The sequence below is a fragment of the Cupriavidus sp. 01L45 genome (assembly GCF_056399885.1).
In genome coordinates this window covers 174,008-195,034 of the sequence record NZ_JBFTSG010000002.1, presented here as the reverse complement: position 1 = coordinate 195,034, position 21,027 = coordinate 174,008, and the positions used below count along the sequence as shown (strand labels likewise).

Sequence of the window (21,027 nt, the reverse complement as noted above, 5' to 3'; positions counted from 1 at the left end):
GACCCAAACTCGCATCGCCTTAAGGCGATACTCAAACATGGGTCCCTCTTTTCCGCTCTTTTTGCCTGCCGACGAGGCGCCCCATACGGCCTGGTACACCTTGACGGCTCGCTTCGCATCGCGGGTGGGTGTTTGCCGCCCCTCGGGCGGCAAACACGGATACACCGAATCTTTGATCGGGCGGTAGCGTTTTTATCCTCGACTCTTCGGCCTTTCGGGCCTTACTTCTTCCCCGGTGCTTTCACCAGCACTACCGGGCACGGCGCGTGCGCCAGCACGCGTCCCGCTACCGAGCCAATCACCGCATCGAAGAATGAGCCGCGTCCGTGCGTGCCCATGACGATGGCGCGCGCGTCCACGCTGGCGGCATAGGCGACGATGCGTTCCGGCGCGAAGCCGTGCAGTGCGTGCTGCTCGAAGGCGATGCCCGCGGCGGCGAGGATGTCCGCTACGGATTTCATGGCTTTCTCGCTTTCTTCCTGGTGCCAGGCGTCGATGGTGTCCTTGCTGACGAAGGCGCGCACCTGGCCGGTGACTTCGGGCGTCACATGGACCACGTGCACGGTAAAGCCGCTTTGCAGCAGCTTGCCCTCGACGATAAAGCGGGCGGCTGCGTCGGCAAAGGGCGAACCGTCGGTGGCGAGCACAATGTTGGTCATGGCGGCTATCTCCTGGTATGGCTGCAATCGTTGTTGGAAAGGGGCGGCGCCTGCATGTGTGTTGGGGGCGGCCACTGCGATCATCATGGCACCCGCGTGCCGGCCTTGCCAGGATCCAGATCAAATTGCGTGCATCTTTCCGCGCTTTGGCGATGTCGTTCCTTGCCGTTTTGACGGCTTCTTTGCACCGCGCCACGGGCATCTAAGCGCCTTTTTGATGTGCCGGAGCCTACCCTGCAGATAGGAAAACTCTACCGGTTGTTCCGGCTTGCCGCCATGTGGATCTACTATCGGTTGGCGATCGGCGCGCTCGCCGTGCTCGCGTTGATCGTGCTCTTTGTCAGGGAATTCGGGCTGGCCAGCGCCATCGCGCGCCGCGAGGAGGGCTTTGCGCGGGAGCCCGACGAGCAAGGTCCATGAGGGGGGGGCTGGCCCGTGGACAAGTTGCCGGCCGCGGTTCAGACTGCCGGTGCGCATGCAAACGGCAAAGGAGGGCAGCAAATGACGCAAGCCAGGCAAGATCCCACCGCTTATACGCAGACACCGGCTTTCGAAGCCGGCCGGGAGGTTCGTTCGGAGGTCATGGGGGCGCAATACGTGCAGCGCGCTTTCGAGGCCGCGCAGCAGCAGGGCGATGTCGGCCTGCAGCAACTTGTCACGGAATTCGCCTGGGGCACGGTGTGGACGCGCGAAGGGCTCGACCGCAAGCAGCGCAGCCTGGCCACGGTGTCGATGCTGATCGCGCTCAACCGGCCGCAGGAACTGACCGGGCATTTGCGCGGGGCGCTGGCCAATGGCGTGACGCCGCAGGAATTGCGCGAACTGGTGGTGCACAGCGCGGTGTACTGCGGCTTTCCGGCGGCGCTCGATGCGGGCCGAAAGCTGACGGATGTACTGGAGGCGGCTGGCGCGAAGGAATGAGGGGAGCTTGGTGGCGATCGCCCGCCGGGCTTGTCAGCGCTGCAGCGCCTGCGCCGCGAAACTCACGAGGTAGCCGCTGCCCAGGCAGGCGGCAATCCATCCGGCGAGGATCAGGGCAGTGTCTTTGATGGTCATGATGCGTTCCTGCTGTCTGTCAGTGCGTCCCGGACGGGGCGGTGCGCGCCGCACCGCCGTTGCCTTTCATACCGCGAAGCCGAACGGATAGTCCTGGAATACCGTGCGGGCGCCGTCGCTGAAGGCGTCGACCTTGCGCGCGCCGTTGGTGTAGGCGTCGGTGGCGCGGTGCACGTAGCCGTAGTCGTCCCCGGCGTGCGTGCCGGCGGCAAAGGCGGAGTTCAGCGAGAGCAGGGCGGTGCCGGCGATGGCGGCAGCGAGGAGCAGGCGGGCGGTGGTGACTTTCATGATCTATTTGTCTTGTTGAAATCGGGAGAACATGTTGCGTCTCCATGTGACAAAGGATAGATCTGGCACGGATCTGGCGCGCGGCCCTGTATCGTATTTAATGTTCAAATTTTTTGATTAATCGTCGCTTGCTGTTCCAGGCGTTCTGCCTGGCGGGCCGCAAAATCCTGCGCCGCGGCCAGCAGCCACGTACGCAGGCGCGACATGGCGTCGCTCACGGGCCGCGAGTCGGGCACGACGAGGTAGTAGGCGCGCTGCGAGCGCATGGCTTGCGCCACCGGCATCACCAGCAGGCCCAGCGCCAGGTATTCCTCCACCAGGAAACGCGGCACCAGGCCGACGCCCAGCCTGGCGCGGGCGGCGCTGATCACCATGCTATGGTGGTCGTAGCGCGTGCCGCGCATGGCGTTGACGTCGCCGACGCCTGCGGCTTCCATCCAGTTCTTCCAGTCGAGCCGCCGCGTCGAGAGATGCAGCAGCGGCGCCTGCGCGATCCGCTCTGCGCTGACCGGCGCCTCGCCGGCGAAGAAGTCCGGATGGCAGATCGGCACGGATTCCTCGTCGAACAGGGGATCGGCGCGTCCGCCAGGGTAGTTGGCCTCGCCGTAGTGGATGGTGGCGTCATAGGGCGTGCCATCGAACAGGAATACATCCGCCTGCGCGCTGAAATTGACCACCACCTGCGGATGCTGCGCATAGAACGCGGGCAGCCGGGGAATCAGCCATTCCACCGCCAGTGTCGGCACGCACGCCAGTTCCACGATGCCGCCCGCGCCCTCGTGCGCCATGATGTCCAGCGTATCGCGCTGCAGCTTCTGCAGGCTTTCCCGCACCTGGTAGCCGTACAGGGAACCGGCCGGGGTGAGGCTGACGCGCTGGTTGGCTCGATGGAACAGCGCCACGCCGAGCTGGCTCTCCAGCGTGGCGATCTGGCGCGAGACGGCGCTCTCGCTCAGGCATAGCTCCGCCGCGGCGCGGCGCAGGTTCTGGTGGCGGGCGGCGGCTTCGAAGGCGCGCAGGCTGCTCAGGCTGGGAATGCGGGAGGCGCTCATGGTCTCAATGCGTTGGTGGGAATCCCCTGGCGGGAATGGGTTCTGCAACTTGATGTAAAAAAGTCATCATCCTATGCGTAAATCTCGCTTGATGTAAAAAAGTTGATGACTAAAAATGCCGATCTCCGGGAACCCAGCGTCCTGGGTTCCCGCGTCCCCCGCCCCCCGAGAGACGGACCACGAGAGGGGACATCACAACCATAAGGAAACGAGGAGACCGGCATGAATCGACTGCTTCGCATCATCGGCCATTGCGGCATTTCAATGGGCCTGCTCGCGGCGGCCACGGCCAGCGCGGAAGAATTCCCCAACAAGCCGGTGCGCATCATCGTGCCGTACCCGGCCGGCGGCACCACTGACATGGTGGCGCGCATGATCGGCGACCAGCTCACCGCGATGTGGAAGCAGCCGGTGCTGGTGGACAACCGTCCCGGCGCGGGCGGCATCGTGGGCACCGGCGTGGCGGCCAAGTCGCCGGCCGACGGCTATACGCTGCTGATGGGTTCGGTCGGCGAGTTCGGCATCAATCCCACGCTGTACAAGAAGCTGCCCTATGACGCCGCGGCGGATTTCACGCCGGTATCGCTGGTCGCCAAGGTGCCCAATGTAGTGGTGGTTTCGCCGGCGTTCGCCGAGCGCGCCCGCGTGCAGACGCTGGCGGAGTTCATCACCTACCTGAAGGCCAATCCCGGCAAGGTGAACATGGCTTCGGCAGGTAATGGCACCTCGACCCACCTGGCCGGCGAGTTGTTCCAGCGCATGACCGGCACGCAGATGAGCCACGTTGCCTACAAGGGCAGCAGCCCGGCGCTGGCCGACCTGATGGGCGGCAGCGTGGACGTGATGTTCGACAACCTGCCGGCGTCGATCCAGTTCGTCCGCTCGGGCAAGCTCAAGGCGCTGGCCGTGACCTCCGCCGGCCGTTCGGCGGCGCTGCCCAATGTGCCTACCGTGGCGGCGGCCGGTCCGGTCGAGGGCTTCGACGCCAGCCCGTGGTTCGGGCTGTTCGCCCCCAAGGGCCTGCCCGCCGCGCTGGCGCAGAAGATCAGCCGCGACCTGGCACGCGCCACCAGCGATCCGGCCATCCAGGCCAAGCTGCGCGAGCAGGGCGCCGAACTGGCGCCGAACACGCCCGAGGCATTCGCCGAGCTGGTCCGCAACGACCGCCGCAAGTGGGGCGAGATCGTCAAGCTGTCCGGCGCCACGGTCGACTGAGCGCGGCCGACGCCAGCCCCGCGCATGCTGCCGCGCGGGGCCGGCCAGATTTCTCGCAGTACGCCGCGCAGCCCCGCCTTTGCCTCTCTCCGCCAGCATCCCATGAGCACGCCAGTCCATCCGTACGCCTTCGCGCCCGCCATGCGGGAGCCGCAGGGCTCGCCCATCCGCGAACTGTTTCCCTATATGAGCCTGCCGGGCATGATCTCCTTCGCCGGCGGCTATCCCTCCCCGGCCAGCTTCGATGCCGGCGCGTTGCAGGACGCCGCGGCCAGGGTCATGGCCAGCGACCCGGCACAATGCCTGCAATACGGGCCGACCGAAGGCATGCCGGCGCTGCGTCGCGAGTTGTCGGCATTGATGGCCGGGCGCGGCGCCCCCCTGCCGCCCGAACAGATCGTGGTGACATCGGGCTCGCAGCAAGGGTTCGAGTTGCTGGTGCAGGCCTTCGTCGCGCCCGGTACGCCGGTGTGGGTGGAGACGCCGACCTATCCCGCCGCCGTGCAGGCGCTGCGGCTGGCCGGCGCCGCGGTGCGCGGCATCCCGTCCGACCAGGACGGGGTGTGCGTGCAGACCCTTGCCGCCATGCTGGCTGACTGCCGTGACGAGGAGCGGCCACGGCTGCTTTACCTGGTGCCCACTTTTGCCAACCCGAGCGGCCGCACGTTGGCGCTGGAGCGCCGCCGCGCGCTGCTGGCGCTCGCCGCGCAGCATCGCATCGTGGTGGTGGAGGACGATCCCTACGGCAGCCTGCGTTTCGACGGCGAGCCGCTGCCATCGCTGTTGTCGCTGGCCGCGCAAGACCCCGCGCTGACGCCCTGGGTGATTTACCTCGGCAGTTTTTCCAAGACCATGGCGCCCGGGCTCCGGCTGGGCTGGATGGCGGGGCCCGCCGAGATCCTGCGGCGTGCCGTGATCGCCAAGCAAGTGTCCGATCTCTGCACGTCGCCGTGGCTGCAACTGGCGATGGCCACCTGCCTGGCCGATGGCCTGCTGGCCCGGCAGACCGCGCGCATCATCGACCTGTACCGCCACAAGCGCGACCTGATGGTGCGGGCGCTGGCCGATGCCTTTGGCCCCGCGCTGCGCGGCGAAACCCCGCAGGGCGGCATGTTCCTGTGGTGCGAGATCGAAGGCGTGGCCGATGCGGCGAGCCTGCTGCCGCATGCCATCGCGGCGCGGGTGATGTATGTGCCGGGCGCCAGTTTCAGCGTGGACGGGCAGCGCTCGGGCGCGCTGCGGCTGTCGTTCGCCACGGCTTCGGATGAGCAGATCGTGCAAGGCGTGGAACGGCTGGCGCAAGCGGTGCGCGCCAGCCAGGGCGGCGCGGCGGGCTGAGCCGGTTCCGCCTATGGGATACTGGGGCGATCTTCCAGCCCCGGTATCCCCGCTCACCATGCCCGCTTCCTGGCCTCGCGACGCCTGGCCCCATTCCGGTTTCGACCCCGCCGCCCGCGACAGCGACGGCAAGTTGCTCCCCGGCGATCACTTGCTACGTACGTGGTGGCGCCGTCCCGAAGTGGCGCCGGTGGAGGCGTCGTGCGACGCCGAGCGCGCGCTGCACGCGGCGCTGATCGCGGATCCCCGGCGGCCGGTGGCCGCCGGGGAGATTGCCGCGCTGCAGGACGCCGATGCGCGCGAGAACTACGGCGTGGTGCTGGCCATGCGCGAGCGCCTGTTAGCGGCGCCCACCGTCGAGGCGGCTTACCTGGATATCTTTCGCCAGGGCAACGTGACCGTACCGCCGGTCTTTATCGACCAGCTCGCGCACCTGATCGTGCACGGCATCCTGCATGACAACCCCGACCCGATGGAATGGCGCGCGGCGGAACTGTTCTCCCGCGCGCAAAAAGTGTCGTTGCAGGAGGGCGCGGTCATGCTGGCCGATGCCGAAACGGTCGAACTGCACGCATCGGGGAGCGTCTACGGCGAACTGGGACGCTTGCTGGCGCAAGCGCAGATTCCCGCGCGCAAGGTCGAACTGGATGTGCTGGATCGCGACAACGCCCCGGCTTACTGGACCCGCAACGAACGCCGCGACACCGTGATCCGCTTCGCCAGCGGCAGCGCGGCGCTCGGGGCGTTCAGTCGCGTGCTCGCACGGTGGGTGCGGCACTTCTTCGGGGTGGAAGTGACGGTGATGCCCTTGAGCGCGATCGAGGACCGGCACTGGGCCTGGCACATCGGGCTGGACGCGCAGGCCACGCAGATCCTCAACGATCTGTACCGGGGGGAGGAACTGGAGCCGGAGCGGCAACGGCGCATCCTGTCGCTGTTCCGGCTGGATTTTGCCGATCCGTCCGTGGTCAGGCCGGACGTTGCCGGCCGCCCGGTCTATCTGGCCGCGGCGATGAACGAGGCCGGCGTCTTCAGGATGAAGCCGCAGAATCTGCTGCTGAATCTGCCGCTGGCCTCGGTGTCGTAGGCACTTGCCGCAATAGCAGCAGTGCCAGCAGAAGCAGCCATGTCCTCGCCATCAGCGGCGCCAGTCGCGATCACGGTCGCGCCATTCGTGCTCATGCTCATGGCGCTCGCGTTCGCGCCAGCGCTGCTCGCGCCATTCGCGTTCACGCCACTCGCGCTCGCCGCGGCCATAGTATCTGGGACCGTAGTAGCCAGGTCCCGCCACCACGACCGGCTGGGGCGCGACATATACCGGGGCTGCTTCGTAGACCGGCGCGGCGCGGTAGACCGGGGCCGGCTGGTAGACGGGAGCCGCCTGATAGACCGGAGCAGGGGCGACGAACACCGGGCCGGGCAGGCCGATGCCGATGTCCACGTCCACGCGCGCGAAGGCCGCGCCTGAAGCAAGGCCCGCGACAGCGGCAAAGGCGCAAAGGGTGGCAAGTTTCCGCACGGGTGACTCCGGTTAGTAGTTGCCGCCACTGTAATGCGGCGCGCCGTTGTCAGGTATTAGCGGGCCAATACAACTGTGTCTTCTTGTAACTCCGGTGGAAATCAAGCGCTGCGCCACGGCAGGCGCCGCCCCAGCCAGGGCGCCAGTGCGGAGGTTGCCACGCCCAGCGCGATCAGCGCGAGCCCGGCCGAGAGATCCGCCGAGATGCGCTCCTGGAACGCCACCGCCGACACCACCAGCCCGATCACCGGCACGCACAGCATGGCGATCGAGGTCGCGGCGGGCGGCAGGGTCTGCGTCATGTTGAGCACCACGATAAAGGTCAGCGCGGTGGCCAGCGGCCCGGTATAGAACAGCAGCGGCCAGATCTCGGGCATCGACAGGAAGTGCGGCGCGCCGTCGCGCAGCAGGGCCAGCAGCACCAGCGGCACCGAGGCGACCGCGGTCTCCCACGGGATCATGTCGGCGCCCAGCCGCACCGCGCGGTTCGCGCGCAACTGGATGATGCTGAGCGACCAGGCCAGCGACGCGCCGAGCAGCATCACCAGGCCCACGGCGGTATGCAGCTGCCAGTCGCGCAGCGCCGGCGCGATCATCAGCGCGATACCGGCATAGCTCAGGCCGGTGGCGATCCATTGCGGGCGCGACAGCCGCTCCTTGAGCACCAGCGACGACAGCGGAATCACCCAGACCGAGGTGGCATAGGCAATCACCGAGGCGCGGCCCGGCGGCACGTACTGCAGCGCCCACAGCGCCAGCGCGGTGAAGGCCGCCATCTGCAGCAGGCCCACGCCGATCACCAGCGGCCACTCCTGCCGCGTCGGCAGCCGCAGCCGGCGCAGGGCGCCCAGCACCAGGAAGCTGATCGCGGCGGCCGAGACAAAGCGCGCGGCGGCAAACCACAGCGGGCTGACGTGGGTCAGGCCCAGCTTCATGACCGGCCAGTTGCCGCCCCAGATCGCCACGGCGCAGGCGAGGGGAATAAACCGGCGCCATCCTTGTTGTGCTTGCATGCTTCTACTCGATTCCGTGACCAGATTGCCCCGCCGCCGCGGATGGGTGGGGGAGGCTGGAAAGTCTACGGTCTATTGCGCCGCAGCATAAACCGAAGCCAACTGCAAATCCCGCTCGCTGCGGCATAGAATGCTGCTATTCGAAAAAGCGGGAGCGCAACGTGCTGGACATTGACCTGGACGCCACGGATATCCGGATTCTCAACGAGCTGCAGCGAGATGCCAGCCTGACCAATGTGGAGCTGGCCAGCCGCGTCAGCCTGTCGCCCTCGCCGTGCCTGGCGCGGGTCAAGCAGCTGGAAAAACAGGGCGTGATCTCGCGCCGGGTGACGCTGCTGGATGCGCGCCGGCTCGGCCTGAAGGTGGTGGTGTTCATCCAGATCTCGCTGGACAAGCAGCGCCGCGAAACGCTCGATGCCTTCGAGCGGCGTATCACCACCTTGCCGCAGGTGATGGAGTGCTACCTGATGTCGGGCGATGCCGATTACCTGCTGCGCGTGGTGGTGGCCGACGTGGAAGCGCTGGAGCGGCTGATCATCGACCAGATCACGCGCATCCCCGGTGTGTCCAGCATCCGTTCGAGTTTTGCGCTCAAGCAGGTGCTGTACAGCACGGCATTGCCGCTGGGCTGAGGCGCTGGCTCAGGAGGACGCCCGCAGCGCTTCGCGCGCCGTGAGCGCCACCACGCTGTCGATGCGCGTGTCGGCACAGGCCACGGCGATGCCGTCGGACAGCAGGGGCGCGGCCAGCCGCGTCAGCACATTGCCGGGCGGCATTTCCACCGCCAGGCGCACGCCGCATTCGCGCGCCAGCAGCATGGTCTCGTGCCAGCGAACGGGCACGGCGAGGTTGCGCGCCAGGTCGGCGCCGATGCGGGCGGGGTCGCGCAACTCGCGCGCCGCGCTGGCGCTGAAGTAGCGCAGGCGCGGCCGGTCGAGGCGCACGTCGGCGAAGGCATGAACGAGCGCGTGCGCCGCGCCGTCGAGCAGGGCGCAGTGCGAAGGCACGCTGATGGCGATGGGTTTGGCCGCATGCGCGCCGCTGTCCAGCGCCAGTTCCGCGACGCGCGCCATGGCCGGTGCGGCACCCGCGATCACGAACTGGGCGGGCGCATTGAGGTTGGCCAGGTAGACCGGCGATCCCGGCCCGTGCACCTGCGCGATCACGCGCTCCAGCGGGCCAAGTTCCATGCCCAGGATCGCCGTCATGCCATAGCCGTCCGGATATGCCTGCTCCATCAGTTGGCCGCGCAGCGCCACCAGCCTGAGCGCATCAGCATAGTCCAGCACGCCCGCGCACACCGCGGCCGGGTAGGCGCCGATCGACAGGCCTGCCACCGCATCGGGTTTGGCGCCCTCGGCAAGCAGGCAGCGCGCCATCGCCACGCCGGCGATCAGCAGGCTGAGCTGCACGGCCACGGTGGAGGCGAGTTCGGCCGCACTGTCGAGCGCGAGCGCATCGCGCCCGAGTGCGTCGCTGGCTTCGTCGAGCGCGGCGCGCACCGCCGGATGAGCGGGCAGCGCGTGCAGCATGCCGGGACGCTGGGCGCCCTGGCCGGGGAAGGTGAACAGCGTGCTCATGGCGTGCTGCAAATCAGGGGGTGCCATGGATCGTTGCTCATGACGGGACCGTTCGCCGTCTTGAGCAGCACGCGGCCTCCCGTGCGTGCGCGTTCGCGCAGCGCAAAGGCGCCGAAGGGCGTGGACACCTGGATATCGATGCGGACATCGGTAGCGTCGAGCAGGGCGGCGAGCGCCCGTTCGGTGCCCGTGGCAAGCGGCACGGTGGCGGTGACGAGCAGATCGAGATCGCTGCCGGCATGCAGCACATCGATGCCGGAGGCGAGCGTGAAGCCGGTTCCGCCCGTCACGCCCCAGTTCACCTGCGCATCGTCCAGCAGCGGCGCCACGCGAGCGAGCGCGGCCAGCGCCGGCAATTCCCGGCGGCGTGGATGGTCCCGCCAGCGCGCCTGCCGCGCGATCATGCCCGGCGTCACCACGCGCGCCACTTGCGTATCGGGCAGCCACGCCGCGTGGCGCTGCGCGCGCGTGGTGCCGCGCAGCCCGACCGGGACGCGGGCACCGTCAAGGCGGTCGCGCCGCACGACAAGCGGCGCACGCGCCAGCCATTCGACCGTCGCCCAGGCAGGCAGCGCATTGGCACCGGCGAAGGCCTGCGGGTCGGTGAGCCACAGCAGGTCGTGTGGCAGCAGCGTGCGTGCGGTCATGTCATTGCCCTGCGGCGCGGCATGCCATGGCTTCAGTCCTGCCACTGCTGCGCGAGTACTTCGCGCACGCGGCCGGAAGCCTGCCGGTTTTGCCCGCCGAGGCGGCTGCGCAGATCGGGCTGCGGGTCGGCCTGGATATCGGCCAGCGCCGCCAGCAGCGCGCCCTGCACGGCGTCGAGATCGGCAGCATCCGGCTGCGCGGCGTGTTTCACGCCGATCATTTTCCACAGCAGCCCCAGCGTGGCGTAGTTGCCGATGTCGTACGCCATCGGCGGCACGCTGGCGGCAAAGCTCTCCAGGTCCTCCACGCTGCGCATGGTGATGCGGGCGGCGGCCTGCTTGCCCATCGCGTGCACTTCCACGCCGGCATCGTCCAGCGCGATCAGGCGATTGGCCTGGTAGCCGTGCGCCAGGAAGGCGCCGGACATGGCGCGCCCGACCAGCAGCGCGATCACGGGATGCCCTTGCAGCCGCGCCGTGGCGTAGGCGCCGGCCGCGCCGGCCAGGGCCTGGTGGATGCCGAAGGCTTCCTCGCGCCGGCCATAGGCCTGGCTGGGCGTATCGACGATGGCGACAATGGGCCGCCTGATCGCGGCGTCGCGGTCGGCCTGCACGGCTTCATGCACCGCCTGCGCGAGCGACCAGCCTTCGAGCAGGCCCACCTCGCCGCCGCGCACGCGCGGGTAGGCGTTGGCAGCGTCGGGCACCACCGCGATAAAGCGTGCCGGCCGACCGCCAAGCTCCGCGTCGGCAACCTGCACGGTGGCGGGATAGCCGGGGCGGCGCGGGGCGTTGCGGGTCAGCGCCGCGAGCCAGGTTTCGCCGCGGCCTGGGGCGCTTGCTGTACTCGTGCTTGTACTCATGACTTTGCTCCTGGTGCGTAGATGGCGCGGACGGTCTCCGGCTCCGGCTGGCGCGCCGGATCGTATTCGGCCAGGCATTGCAGGTAGTGCGCGTAGCGTTCGCTGCGGTGCGCGGCCGGCACGCCGCCTGCCAATAGCGCTTGCACGGCGGCACGGATGGCATCGCTGTCGTCGTCGACGTAGCGGTCGGCCAGGCCGGTGGCGATGCGCTGCTCGCCGCCGGTAAAGCTCCAGATAAACGGCCGGTCGCGCGAATCGTATTCAGCGACGCCCGCTTCCTGCTCGATCACCTGCGGGCCGTTGAGGCCCAGCCGCGCTTCGCGCGTCACCACCAGGTAGCTGCACAGCCCCGCCGCGATCGACATGCCGCCGAAGCAGCCCACCGTCCCGGCGATCACGCCCACCACCGGCTGGTAGCGGCGCAGGTCGACGATGGCCGCGTGGATGTCGGCGATGGCGGCCAGTCCCAGATTGGCTTCCTGCAGCCGCACACCGCCGGTCTCGAACAAAATCACGGCGCGCGTGGGCACGCCGCGGCGGTTGTCCTGCGCGGCCAGTTCCAGCGCACCGGCGATCTTGGCGCCGCCCACTTCGCCCAGGCTGCCGCCCTGGAACGCGCCYTCGATGGCGAGGACCACGGTGGGCTGTCCGCCGATGCGGCCCTTGGCCACCACAACGCCGTCGTCGGCCTGCGGCACTACGCCCTGGCGTTCCAGCCACGGCGAGACCAGTCGATCGAACGGGCCCGCCAGTTCGCGGAAGCTGCCGGGATCGAGCAGCGCATGCGCCCTTGCGCGTGCGCCCAGCTCGACAAAGCTCTCGCGCGTCAGTAGCGATGCGTGGTTCATGATTGCTCCCCGCCATCGGTGCCGAGCGCTTCGAAGGCTTCCGCCAGCCGCATGCCCACCACCCCCGGCGTGGCGCCGAAATCGTGGATGCGGATACGCATGGCGGCGCGCGGTTCGGCGCTGAACACGCGCGAGAGCTGCGCGTCCCAGACCTTGCCGTAGCCGTCCACCGACGTGGTGACATGGATGGTGGTGGTGCCGGACGTACCGGGCTCGACCATCACTTCAAGGTCGCCGGAGCCGACCACGCCTACCAGCACGCGCTGGCTTGCCGGCGCACCGGCGGGATATTCGAACTGGAGCTGTTCCATTAGTTGTCTCCTTGCACGGGGCAATGTACCGGCGGTGTCGCGGATGGCAACCGGTCCAGGAAAAAAGTGGCGGCGAGCAGATCGGCCGCGCCGCCGGGCGAGGCGTTGCAGGCCAGCATGCCGGCTTCCAGGCGGCGCAGCAGGCGGCGTCCGGCCAGCGTGGCGATGCCGCCTGCCGCGAGCACCTGGCTGGCGCCTTCCTGCATCAGCGCAAGCCCTTCGCGGCCGGCGCGGGCCAGCACGCAGGTATCGTCGAGGCGGCGCATGATCGCCAGCAGCGCGTTGACGCGCGCGCTGGGCTCCGCGTCGCCGCGCGCGCGGCTGCGCCGCAGCTCAGGCAGGCCGGCGCGTAGTACATGCGGGAAGCCTGCCTGCGCCTGGCCGCGCGCGCCGCTGACGCCGTAGTCGATGCACGCGCGTTCGCCCTTGTTGCCGGTGTGCGCGGGGCGATGGCGGTCGGGCAGGCGCGCGATGGCGCCGGCGGTCCGTGCCACGCCGTGCGCACTGCGCGTATCCCGGTGCAGGCCAGCCGCGCCCACCAGCAGGCCCAGGCTCCAGATCGCGCCGCGATGCGTGTTGATGCCGCCGGTGGCGCGCATCATGGCGGCCTCGGCGTCCCGGCCGAGCGCGCCCAGCCGCTCGCGCAGCGCCACGCCGGGCCGGGCGGCGCGCATGCCCGCTGCCGCCATTTCGGCGAAGGCGGGGTGCAGCGCGCGCGCCGAGACGCGCATCAGGTCCAGGTTGAGATCGGCATGCGCGCCATTGCCGCGGCCATCGACCAGCCCGGGCTTGGGCGACAGCGCGGCCTCGTCGATCAGCGCGCTCACGGCGAGATCCGCCAGCGCAATCGCCTCCGGTTCGAAGGCGCCATCGATGCCCGGCCCGGCGAGCCATGCGGGGCTCGCCATCACCAGCTCCGGAACCGTGCGGGCGGCTCGTACAGCCCGCCCGACCAGTCGACCAGGTCGGCCATGCTCTTTGCCGCGAGCAGCGAACGGGTTGCCTGGCTGCGTTGCACGCCGAGATCCTCCGGCAGCGCAATCAGGCCGTCGCTGCGCATGCGGCGCGTAGTGGCGGGGTCGTGGCGCAGTCCGATCGGCGTCACGCCGGCGACCGCCGCCAGCATGGCGCGGCGTTCCTCCAGCGAGCGCGCCTTGTAGAGATACGCGATGCCTTCCTCGGTCAGTACATGGGTTACGTCGTCGCCGTAGATCATCACCGGCGCCAGCGGCATGCCGCTGTCCTTCGCCACCTGCACCGCGTCGAGCGATTCGACGAAGGTCGGCTTGCCGCCGGCCTGGAAGGTCTCCACCATCTGCACCACCAGCTTGCGGCCGCGCGCCAGCGGATCGTCGGTCTCGATCAGGTCCAGCCAGGCGGGCGTGGGATGACGCCGCCCGCCGGGGTTGTGGCCCATGTTTGGCGCGCCGCCAAAGCCGGACAAGCGGCCGCGTGTGACCGTGGAGGAATGGCCGTCGCCGTCGATCTGCAGGGTGGAGCCGATGAACAGGTCCACCGCATACTGCCCGGCAAGCTGGCAGAAGGCGCGGTTGGAGCGCATCGATCCATCGGCGCCGGTGAAAAACACATCGGGCCGCGCGGCCACGTAGTTCTCCATGCCGAGTTCGCTGCCGAAGCTGTGCACGCTTTCCACCCAGCCGGATTCGATGGCGGGAATCAGCGTGGGGTGCGGGTTCAGCGTCCAGTACTTGCAAATCTTGCCCTTGAGTCCGAGCGACTCGCCGTAGGTTGGCAGGATCAGTTCGATGGCCGCGGTATTGAAGCCGATGCCGTGGTTGAGCGATTGCACCTGGTGGCGCTCGTACACGCCGCGGATCGCCATCATCGCCATCAGCACGTGCACCGGCTTGATCAGGCGCGGATCGCGCGTGAACAGCGGCTCGCAGAAGAAGGGCTTGTCCGCCTGCACCACGTAGTCGATCCACGAGCCGGGGATATCCACGCGGGGCAGGCCGGCGGGGTCGTCCACGATCTCGTTGACCTGGGCCACCACGATACCGTCGCGGAAGGTGGCGGCCTCCACCAGCGCCGGCGTGTCCTCGGTGCTGGCGCCGGTGTAGAGGTTGCCGTCGCGGTCGGCCTTGTAGCCGGCGATCAGCACGATGTTCGGCGTCAGGTCCACATAGAGCCGCGCGTACAGCTCAATGTACGTGTGGATGGCGCCGACTTCCAGTTGCCCGTCTTCCAGGAACTGCGAGATGCGCAGGCTCTGCGCGCCGGCAAAGGCAAAGTCCAGCTTCCTGGCGATGCCTCGCTCGAACAGGTCGAGGTGTTCCACCCGGCTCACGCTCGGGATGATCATGTGCAGTCCGTGCACCTTGGCCGGGTCCACCCCGGCCAGCGAGCGCGAGAGGAAATCGGCCTGCTTCTGGTTGTTGCCCTCCAGCACCACGCGGTCGCCCGGCGCGGTGATGGCTTCGAGAAAAGGGATGATGTCGGCGGTGGGCACGACGCGGCCGCTGGCAAAGGCGGCGCCGCGGGCAAGGCGGCGGCGCTTCTCCGTGCGGCGGGTGTCCCACTGTCTGTCCGTGGCTGGGTTCGGCATCGCGTCTCCGGTGTGCTTGATGCGGGTGATGGCACCAAGATACGCACGGCGTGCGGCGCAAGCAATGACGCTGCCCGCGGCATCGTTACTCTAGGTGTAAGTGTTGGCGGCACGACATGCAAGCCGGTCACTCGCACTGCGTGCGGACCGAACGCCGCTGCGCGGCGGGCAAATGCCTGTCCGGTCACTACGAGCATTCAAGGCTCCTGGCGCGACGTTAATCCCATGCTAACGATTCACTCCCCGGGTTGATTGATGCGCTGCGGCGGCTCGCCTAGATTGCATCCATACCGGACGGATGTGCGCGCACAAGCCCGCTCCCTGCACCGGCGGACCCGCCGCCCATAGAGCGGGCCAAACACAAACCCGGAACCAGCCTGCGCGCAAGCATGTGGACAGGCCATCAGGAGACAGCACCATGATCATCTACGGAACCGCCTTGCTGGCGCTCTGCCATCTCGCCGGCCTGTTCCTCGGCGAATTGCTGGGGATTGCCATCGGCGTCAAGGCCAATGTGGGCGGCGTCGGCATCGCGATGCTGCTGCTGATTTCGATACGGCTCTATCTGCACGGGCGCGGGCTCTTGCCCAAGGAGACCGAAGCGGGCGTGGGCTTCTGGGGCGCGATGTATATCCCCGTGGTGGTAGCGATGGCTGCGCAGCAGAACGTGGTGGCCGCGCTGCGCGGCGGGCCGGTAGCCCTGATCGCGGCAATCGGCGCGGTGCTGGTGTCAGCCTGCTGCATCGCCGTGCTCAGCCGCACCGGCGACCACGCGCCCTTGCCGCCGCTGCCGTCCCCTGAAGCCACCCCCAGCCACGCTTCGCACTGAGAGGCCGCCATGTCGATTTCCTCCGCACAATCCATTCCCCACCTGCTGGATACCATCCTGTTGCAAAACGGCCTGGTCACCGCCTTCGCTGCCGTTGGCATCATCATGTGGTTGTCCTCGCGCCTGTCACGCTGGCTGACCTTCGGCCGTGTCCATGCCTCCGCCATCGCCATCGTGATAGGCCTGCTGCTGGCTTACTACGGTGGCATCGCCACCGGCAAGGAGAAGGGCCTGGCCGACATCTCGCTGTTCTCCGGTATCGGCCTGATGGGCGGCGCCATGCTGCGCGATTTCGCCATCGTCGCCACCGCCTTCGAAGTGCAGGTCACGGAGGCGCGCAAGGCGGGGCTGGTAGGCGCCATCTCCCTGCTGCTCGGCACCATCCTGCCGTTTATCGTGGGTGCCGCGGTGGCGCGCGCGTTCGGCTACAGCGACGCGGTCAGCATGACCACCATCGGCGCCGGGGCGGTGACGTATATCGTGGGGCCGGTGACCGGCGCCGCGCTGGGCGCCAGCTCCGACGTGATCGCGCTGAGCATTGCCACGGGGCTGATCAAGGCCATCATCGTGATGGTGGGAACGCCCATGGCGGCAGGCTTCCTTGGCCTGAACAACCCGCGCGCCGCGATGGTGTTCGGCGGGTTGGCGGGTACTGTCAGCGGTGTATCGGCGGGGCTGGCGGCGACGGATCGCAGGCTGGTGCCTTATGGTGCGCTGGTGGCGACGTTCCACACTGGCCTGGGGTGCTTGCTGGGGCCGTCGTTGTTGTTTCTGGCGACCAAGGCGGTGGTGGGTTAGTCGACGCCGTCCGGATGAGAGGCGCTCGTTGCAGCAGTGGCAAGCTCGTTTGCTGGATTTCTGATTTGCCCGCTGCAACCATCGCGCCGATGCGCCCTCCCTTATTCCGGATCTCGTTGTGCTGCGCAATCAGGAGGGTTCACGGATGGTTGTCCCGTGGCGCGACGGCGATCAGATTTTTCGYGTCTTCCGCACTTAGCCATCCCGTCCCAGCGCGGCACTGAATCTCGATCCGCCTCGGTGGCAGGCTCTCTTGACGCCCAATTGCGCACCGTTCCCACCTCGCCGCACGGAAGAGCGTTGGTGAGCCGTCAGCCTCGGAGCTTGCAAGTACGGACACTTCCTTCTTCAGGATCACCAACGTGGGGAAATCGCTGCTGCGCTGTATTTCGCGGATGCTGTGCAGGTATTCATTCTCGACCTGGAGCTTGTGGACATAGCTTGCCGCCGATGCGCCGCCAACTAGCAGCACAAGTACGACGAGCCGGACGAGCCAGTTGGTCCAATGGGAAGCAGGGCTCCGAAACCAGAAAATACCAGCTAGCAGGAAAAGGGCCGCAGTGCCAAGCGACCAGGACGCAGTCTGCGCAAGTCGCTGCCCTGAACAATCTTCTCCGCAAATCGGGACAAATCGAGCAAGCGGCAACGAAGCCAAAAGCCCAATGACTGCGCCGATGGCACTTAACAAGACAACGGAAGCCACACGTTTCACTTGATGTCCCAAAACAATATTTCGCTTGAGTTGCCCAGATCAGAGTAAAAGGGCGTGGCATTGACGCCGACCGCAAAGCGCAGGAAGTTGGTTACTGCACCCTGAGCACTGCTTGACGTCAACCTGGAGCCATTCCAGAGGTCAATATGACCGCCAGTTGCGTTGGACTGGCCTGAGCGCCTCCAATAGTTCTTGAATGCGACAATGCCAGTACGACCCTTGATTTTCCTCTGCCATTCGGCGCCGGTGATATTTTCCGGTACACCAATGCCGGCGAACGGCTTTAGCCGAAGCCAGTCCGTTTGGCTTGCTCGCTCCCATGACTTCTCCATTGCGGATTCAAATACGTGCCAGATCGGTGTCGATGCGGCAGCGTAGCGCAGTAAGCGAGTGGAAAGGTCTGCATTTGCATGCGGAAATTTCCGGATACATGCCTGACGCCCACGTTTGGTCCGCTAGAAGGGATTGGCCAGGAATTGGGCGCAACTGCTCAGCCTGTTTGGCCATGTGCAGATTGGCTATTGCACGAAAAATGGTCACGGGTTCGCACTGGGTGCGAGAGCAAGTGCAGAATCCGTTCGGATGGACGCCAAGTGGAATCGCCCGCGCGGCGCCCTTGGGGACGCCTGAGGCGTCACCAATAACGTACTCCACAGGCGTTTGCGCAGAGTCCGTTGCCGGTATCTAGCTCGGCGCCCGCATCGCCAACCTGCACACCGCCGCCAGCGCCAGCAGGTTCGGATCCCGCTCGCGCCGCCGCAGGAAGCTCAGCCCGATGGTCTGGCGCAGCCGGTATTGCGAGGACAGCGGGATCAGCGTCACCTTGTGCGGGAACACGTCGCGCACGCGGCCTGGCAGCAGGGCGTAGCCCACGCCGCCGCTGACCAAGTTCATCAGCGAGAAGATGTCGCCGACCTTCATCACCACATTGGGCGTGAAGTCGGCAATGCGGAAGGCCTCCATAAAGCCTTGATAGGTGATGAAGCCCTCGCTGAGCGTGACGAAGGGCTCGTCCCTGCATTGCCGCAGGTCGATGGATGCTTGCTGCGCGTAGGGCGAATCCGCTGGCGCGGCGAAGTAGATCTCGTCCTCGAACAAGGGAATGGACTCGATCTCCGTATCCGGCTCTGGCATGGCCATCAGCGCCGCGTCGATGGCGCCTTGCTTGAGCTTGAAGAGCAGGTCCGCGTTGGAGCCCAGCACGAGTTCCGCCTGCAGTTCCGGCCGCCTGACCTTGATGCCGATCACCACGTCCGGCACGGTGCGGATGGTCAGCGAATAGAGCGAGCCGATCTTCATGTGATCGGCCGAGTACCCGGCGGCCTGGCGCGTGGCGCGGATGCCGTCGGCCATGGTCTTGATCACATCGTCGGCCACATCCGCCAGCACATGCGCGGCTTCGGTCGGCAGCAGGTTGCGCCCTTCGTGGCGGAACAGGGCGCAGCGCATGCCTTCTTCCAGCGAGTGCAGCGCGCGATGCACGCTGACGGTGCTCACGTCCAGCGCCTCGGCGGCTTTGGCGAGGTTGCCGGTCTCCATGTAGGCAAGCAGGACTTCCAGCTTGCGGAAGGTGATTTCTTCGTTGATCCGGTTTCGCATAGGAGGCGCGGCGTTCGTGCGTGCGGTGGCGGTGACCGGAGCATGATAACCAGATTCGAAGCCGCGCGGCCCCGTGGACAGCACCGGGGCCTCGCAAGCGGCGCTTTGGTTCAGCGCGGCGTCATGCGGATCGCGCCGTCCAGGCGAATGGTCTCCCCGTTCAGCATGGCGTTCTCCAGGATATGCAGCGCGGTCGAGGCGAACTCATCCGGCGTGCCCAGCCGCGCCGGGTGCGGCACCGAGGCGCCGAGCGATGCGCGCACGTTCTCCGGCAGGCGCGCCAGCAGCGGCGTATCGAACAGGCCGGGCGCGATCGTGCAGACGCGGATCATGCGCTGGGCCAGGTCGCGCGCCGCCACCAGCGTCATGCCGACGATGCCGGCCTTGGCCGAGGCGTAGGGGATCTGCCCGATCTGCCCTTCGTAGGCGGCTACCGATGCCGTCAGCACGCAGGCGCCACGCTCGCCGTCGACCGGTTCGTTGCGGGCCATGCGCGCCGCCGCGAGACGCAGCGTGTTGAAGGTGCCGACCAGGTTGATGCGCACGATCGATTCGTACTTTTCCAGCGAACCGGGCTGGCCGTCCTTCTCGACCAGGCGCACCGGGCCGCCCACTCCGGCGCAATGGATCAGCGCGCGCATGGTGCCCAGGGCGTCCGCCGCGTCGAACACGCGGGTCATCTGCGCGGTATCGCAGACATCGGCCTGGACAAAGCGGGCCAGCTCGCCGAGTTCCCGCACGGCGGCGGCGCCATTCTCTTCGGACAGGTCGGCGATCACCACGGCCACGCCGCGCTCGGTGAGGCGGCGGGCGCAGGCGAGGCCCAGCCCCGAGGCGCCCCCGGTGACGACGGCGGACATGTTGGCAAGTTTCATCTGGACTCTCCTCGTTCTTGGTATGGATGCACAGGTACCGGCTCAGAGCCGTTCGATGATGGTGGCGTTGGCCATGCCGCCGGCCTCGCACATCGACTGCAGGCCGTAGCGCTCGCCGCTGTCTTCCAGCGCGTGCAGCATGGTGGTCATCAGGCGCGCGCCCGAGGCGCCCAGCGGATGGCCAAGCGCGATCGCGCCGCCACGCGGGTTCAGGCGCGCGGGATCGGCGCCGAGCGCGCGCTGCCAGGCCAGCGGCACGCAGGCAAAGGCTTCGTTGATCTCGTAGTGGGAAATCGCATCGAGGCCAAGGCCGCTCTTTTCCAGTGCGCGCTTGCTTGACGGGATCGGGGCGGTCAGCATGGTCAGCGGGCTGTCGCCGCACGCATCGAAGGCCACGAAACGCGCCCGCGCATTCAAGCCCAGGCGCGAGGCGGCGCGTTCGCTCATCAGCAGGATGGCACAGGCGCCGTCGCTGATCTGCGAGGCATTGCCCGCGGTTACGTTCCAGCCGATCTGCGGGAAGCGCTGGCCCAGCGCCTCGTCGCGAAACGACGGCGCCAGCGTGGCAAGGCGCTCGGCCGTGGTGGCGGGGCGGATGGTTTCATCGTGCTGGACCAGGCCGGCGGCGGTGCGGATCGGCAGGATCTCGCGGCGGAAGGCGCCAGCTTCTTGCGCCTGGTGCGCGCGCTGGTGTGATTGCGCGGCGTAGTTGTCGAGGTCGCCGCGCGACAGTTCCCACTGCGCCGCGACCAGCTCCGCCGCCACGCCCTGCGACACCAGCCCGGGCGCGTAGCGCGCCTCGAAGGACGGCCCGTAGGGGTTCTGCCCGATGCGGCCGGAGCCCATCGGCACGCGGCTCATCGATTCGATGCCGCAGGCGATCACGATATCGTAGGCGCCCGCCATGATGCCTTGCGCGGCAAAATGCACGGCCTGCTGGCTGGAGCCGCACTTGCGGTCGATGGTGGTGGAAGGCACATGCTCGGGAAAGCCGGCCGCCAGCCACGCGACGCGGCCCGGCGTGGCGGACTGCTCGCCCACCTGGCTGACGCAGCCGGTGATGACGTCTTCCACCAGCCCTGGGTCCAGCTTGTTGCGCTCCACCAGCCCGGCCAGCACCTGCGCCAGCAATTCCGTGGGGTGCAACCCGGTAAAGGCCGAGCCGGGCTTGGACCGGCCCATGGGGGATCGGATGGCGTCTACGATGACGGCTTGCTGCATGGCGGTGCTCCGGATGTGCGGTGGATGGAAGTTGGTGT

The 21,027-nt window shown here is 67.7% G+C and carries 25 protein-coding genes; 8 read left to right on the top strand and 17 right to left on the bottom strand.

Annotation, left to right across the window (positions count from 1 at the left end):
- Positions 1-221: 221 nt before the first annotated feature.
- Positions 222-659 (bottom strand): universal stress protein, encoded by a 438-nt coding sequence (locus AC1DT6_RS02470; RefSeq protein ID WP_045237308.1) that lies wholly within the window; start codon positions 657-659, stop codon positions 222-224.
- 276 nt (positions 660-935) lie between these two features.
- Here AC1DT6_RS02470 and AC1DT6_RS02465 point away from each other — a divergent pair, with 276 nt between their 5' ends.
- Both AC1DT6_RS02465 and AC1DT6_RS02460 read left to right on the top strand, forming a co-directional pair.
- Positions 936-1,079, top strand: a complete 144-nt coding sequence (locus tag AC1DT6_RS02465; protein ID WP_441636669.1) for a hypothetical protein — start codon at positions 936-938, stop codon at positions 1,077-1,079.
- An 81-nt stretch (positions 1,080-1,160) separates the two neighbouring features.
- Complete coding sequence (locus tag AC1DT6_RS02460) at positions 1,161-1,580, top strand: carboxymuconolactone decarboxylase family protein (RefSeq protein ID WP_441636667.1); 420 nt, start codon at positions 1,161-1,163, stop codon at positions 1,578-1,580.
- A gap of 201 nt (positions 1,581-1,781) precedes the next feature.
- Here AC1DT6_RS02460 and AC1DT6_RS02455 read toward each other — a convergent pair whose 3' ends face one another.
- A complete protein-coding gene (locus tag AC1DT6_RS02455) occupies positions 1,782-2,003 on the bottom strand; it encodes a hypothetical protein (RefSeq protein WP_441636665.1) in 222 nt (73 codons plus the stop codon).
- A gap of 104 nt (positions 2,004-2,107) precedes the next feature.
- Positions 2,108-3,055 carry a LysR substrate-binding domain-containing protein gene (locus AC1DT6_RS02450; protein ID WP_441636663.1) on the bottom strand — a complete coding sequence of 316 codons (948 nt, stop codon included), beginning with the start codon at positions 3,053-3,055 and terminating at the stop codon, positions 2,108-2,110.
- A 264-nt stretch (positions 3,056-3,319) separates the two neighbouring features.
- Between AC1DT6_RS02450 and AC1DT6_RS02445 the strand changes: the two genes are divergently transcribed.
- The 3 genes from AC1DT6_RS02445 (at position 3,320) to AC1DT6_RS02435 (ending at position 6,695) form a co-directional block, all read left to right on the top strand.
- Positions 3,320-4,270 carry a Bug family tripartite tricarboxylate transporter substrate binding protein gene (locus AC1DT6_RS02445; RefSeq protein ID WP_276290381.1) on the top strand — a complete coding sequence of 317 codons (951 nt, stop codon included), beginning with the start codon at positions 3,320-3,322 and terminating at the stop codon, positions 4,268-4,270.
- A 102-nt stretch (positions 4,271-4,372) separates the two neighbouring features.
- Entirely contained in the window at positions 4,373-5,608 is a 1,236-nt protein-coding gene (locus AC1DT6_RS02440) for an aminotransferase-like domain-containing protein (RefSeq protein WP_477103293.1), read from the top strand.
- Between the two features lie 58 nt (positions 5,609-5,666).
- Positions 5,667-6,695 (top strand): DUF6352 family protein, encoded by a 1,029-nt coding sequence (locus AC1DT6_RS02435; RefSeq protein ID WP_441636659.1) that lies wholly within the window; start codon positions 5,667-5,669, stop codon positions 6,693-6,695.
- 51 nt (positions 6,696-6,746) lie between these two features.
- Here AC1DT6_RS02435 and AC1DT6_RS02430 read toward each other — a convergent pair whose 3' ends face one another.
- Together AC1DT6_RS02430 and AC1DT6_RS02425 are read right to left on the bottom strand one after the other, a co-directional pair.
- Positions 6,747-7,127 (bottom strand): hypothetical protein, encoded by a 381-nt coding sequence (locus tag AC1DT6_RS02430; protein ID WP_035869463.1) that lies wholly within the window; start codon positions 7,125-7,127, stop codon positions 6,747-6,749.
- Positions 7,128-7,228: 101 nt separating this feature from the next.
- Positions 7,229-8,140 (bottom strand): DMT family transporter, encoded by a 912-nt coding sequence (locus AC1DT6_RS02425; RefSeq protein ID WP_035869461.1) that lies wholly within the window; start codon positions 8,138-8,140, stop codon positions 7,229-7,231.
- Positions 8,141-8,301: 161 nt separating this feature from the next.
- Here AC1DT6_RS02425 and AC1DT6_RS02420 point away from each other — a divergent pair, with 161 nt between their 5' ends.
- Entirely contained in the window at positions 8,302-8,772 is a 471-nt protein-coding gene (locus AC1DT6_RS02420; RefSeq protein WP_006158020.1) for an Lrp/AsnC family transcriptional regulator, read from the top strand.
- Between the two features lie 9 nt (positions 8,773-8,781).
- On the opposite strand, the gene mdcH is transcribed toward AC1DT6_RS02420, so the two are convergent.
- The 7 genes from mdcH to mdcA are packed head-to-tail and all read right to left on the bottom strand — an operon-like array spanning position 8,782 to position 14,955.
- Positions 8,782-9,720 carry a malonate decarboxylase subunit epsilon gene (gene mdcH / locus AC1DT6_RS02415; protein WP_441636671.1) on the bottom strand — a complete coding sequence of 313 codons (939 nt, stop codon included), beginning with the start codon at positions 9,718-9,720 and terminating at the stop codon, positions 8,782-8,784.
- On the bottom strand, positions 9,717-10,367 hold the full coding sequence (locus AC1DT6_RS02410) for a malonate decarboxylase holo-ACP synthase (protein ID WP_477103294.1): 651 nt from the start codon (positions 10,365-10,367) through the stop codon (positions 9,717-9,719). Before AC1DT6_RS02410 ends, mdcH begins: the two co-directional genes overlap by 4 nt.
- A gap of 32 nt (positions 10,368-10,399) precedes the next feature.
- A complete protein-coding gene (mdcE, locus tag AC1DT6_RS02405; RefSeq protein ID WP_477103295.1) occupies positions 10,400-11,230 on the bottom strand; it encodes a biotin-independent malonate decarboxylase subunit gamma in 831 nt (276 codons plus the stop codon).
- A complete protein-coding gene (locus AC1DT6_RS02400) occupies positions 11,227-12,078 on the bottom strand; it encodes a biotin-independent malonate decarboxylase subunit beta (protein ID WP_441636653.1) in 852 nt (283 codons plus the stop codon). Before AC1DT6_RS02400 ends, mdcE begins: the two co-directional genes overlap by 4 nt.
- Positions 12,075-12,389 (bottom strand): malonate decarboxylase subunit delta, encoded by a 315-nt coding sequence (locus AC1DT6_RS02395; RefSeq protein ID WP_441636651.1) that lies wholly within the window; start codon positions 12,387-12,389, stop codon positions 12,075-12,077. Before AC1DT6_RS02395 ends, AC1DT6_RS02400 begins: the two co-directional genes overlap by 4 nt.
- Entirely contained in the window at positions 12,389-13,297 is a 909-nt protein-coding gene (locus AC1DT6_RS02390) for a triphosphoribosyl-dephospho-CoA synthase (protein WP_477103296.1), read from the bottom strand. Before AC1DT6_RS02390 ends, AC1DT6_RS02395 begins: the two co-directional genes overlap by 1 nt.
- Entirely contained in the window at positions 13,297-14,955 is a 1,659-nt protein-coding gene (gene mdcA / locus AC1DT6_RS02385) for a malonate decarboxylase subunit alpha (RefSeq protein WP_477103297.1), read from the bottom strand. Before mdcA ends, AC1DT6_RS02390 begins: the two co-directional genes overlap by 1 nt.
- Positions 14,956-15,373: 418 nt before the next feature.
- Between mdcA and madL the strand changes: the two genes are divergently transcribed.
- Both madL and madM read left to right on the top strand, forming a co-directional pair.
- A complete protein-coding gene (gene madL / locus AC1DT6_RS02380) occupies positions 15,374-15,784 on the top strand; it encodes a malonate transporter subunit MadL (RefSeq protein WP_441629220.1) in 411 nt (136 codons plus the stop codon).
- A gap of 9 nt (positions 15,785-15,793) precedes the next feature.
- On the top strand, positions 15,794-16,582 hold the full coding sequence (madM, locus tag AC1DT6_RS02375; protein WP_441629222.1) for a malonate transporter subunit MadM: 789 nt from the start codon (positions 15,794-15,796) through the stop codon (positions 16,580-16,582).
- A 139-nt stretch (positions 16,583-16,721) separates the two neighbouring features.
- Here madM and AC1DT6_RS02370 read toward each other — a convergent pair whose 3' ends face one another.
- The 5 genes from AC1DT6_RS02370 to AC1DT6_RS02350 form a co-directional block, all read right to left on the bottom strand.
- Positions 16,722-17,294: a hypothetical protein gene (locus AC1DT6_RS02370; protein WP_477114429.1), complete on the bottom strand. Its 573-nt coding sequence runs from the start codon at positions 17,292-17,294 to the stop codon at positions 16,722-16,724.
- Complete coding sequence (locus tag AC1DT6_RS02365; RefSeq protein ID WP_477103298.1) at positions 17,291-17,626, bottom strand: T6SS effector amidase Tae4 family protein; 336 nt, start codon at positions 17,624-17,626, stop codon at positions 17,291-17,293. The genes AC1DT6_RS02370 and AC1DT6_RS02365 overlap by 4 nt, the downstream gene beginning before the upstream one ends.
- Positions 17,627-17,978: 352 nt before the next feature.
- On the bottom strand, positions 17,979-18,893 hold the full coding sequence (locus AC1DT6_RS02360; RefSeq protein ID WP_441629228.1) for a LysR family transcriptional regulator: 915 nt from the start codon (positions 18,891-18,893) through the stop codon (positions 17,979-17,981).
- 110 nt (positions 18,894-19,003) lie between these two features.
- The gene (locus tag AC1DT6_RS02355) at positions 19,004-19,768 is read right to left on the bottom strand and encodes an SDR family NAD(P)-dependent oxidoreductase (protein WP_441629230.1); all 765 of its coding nucleotides are present in this window, start codon (positions 19,766-19,768) and stop codon (positions 19,004-19,006) included.
- Between the two features lie 42 nt (positions 19,769-19,810).
- On the bottom strand, positions 19,811-20,989 hold the full coding sequence (locus tag AC1DT6_RS02350) for a thiolase family protein (RefSeq protein ID WP_477103299.1): 1,179 nt from the start codon (positions 20,987-20,989) through the stop codon (positions 19,811-19,813).
- Between the last annotated feature and the right edge of the window lie 38 nt (positions 20,990-21,027).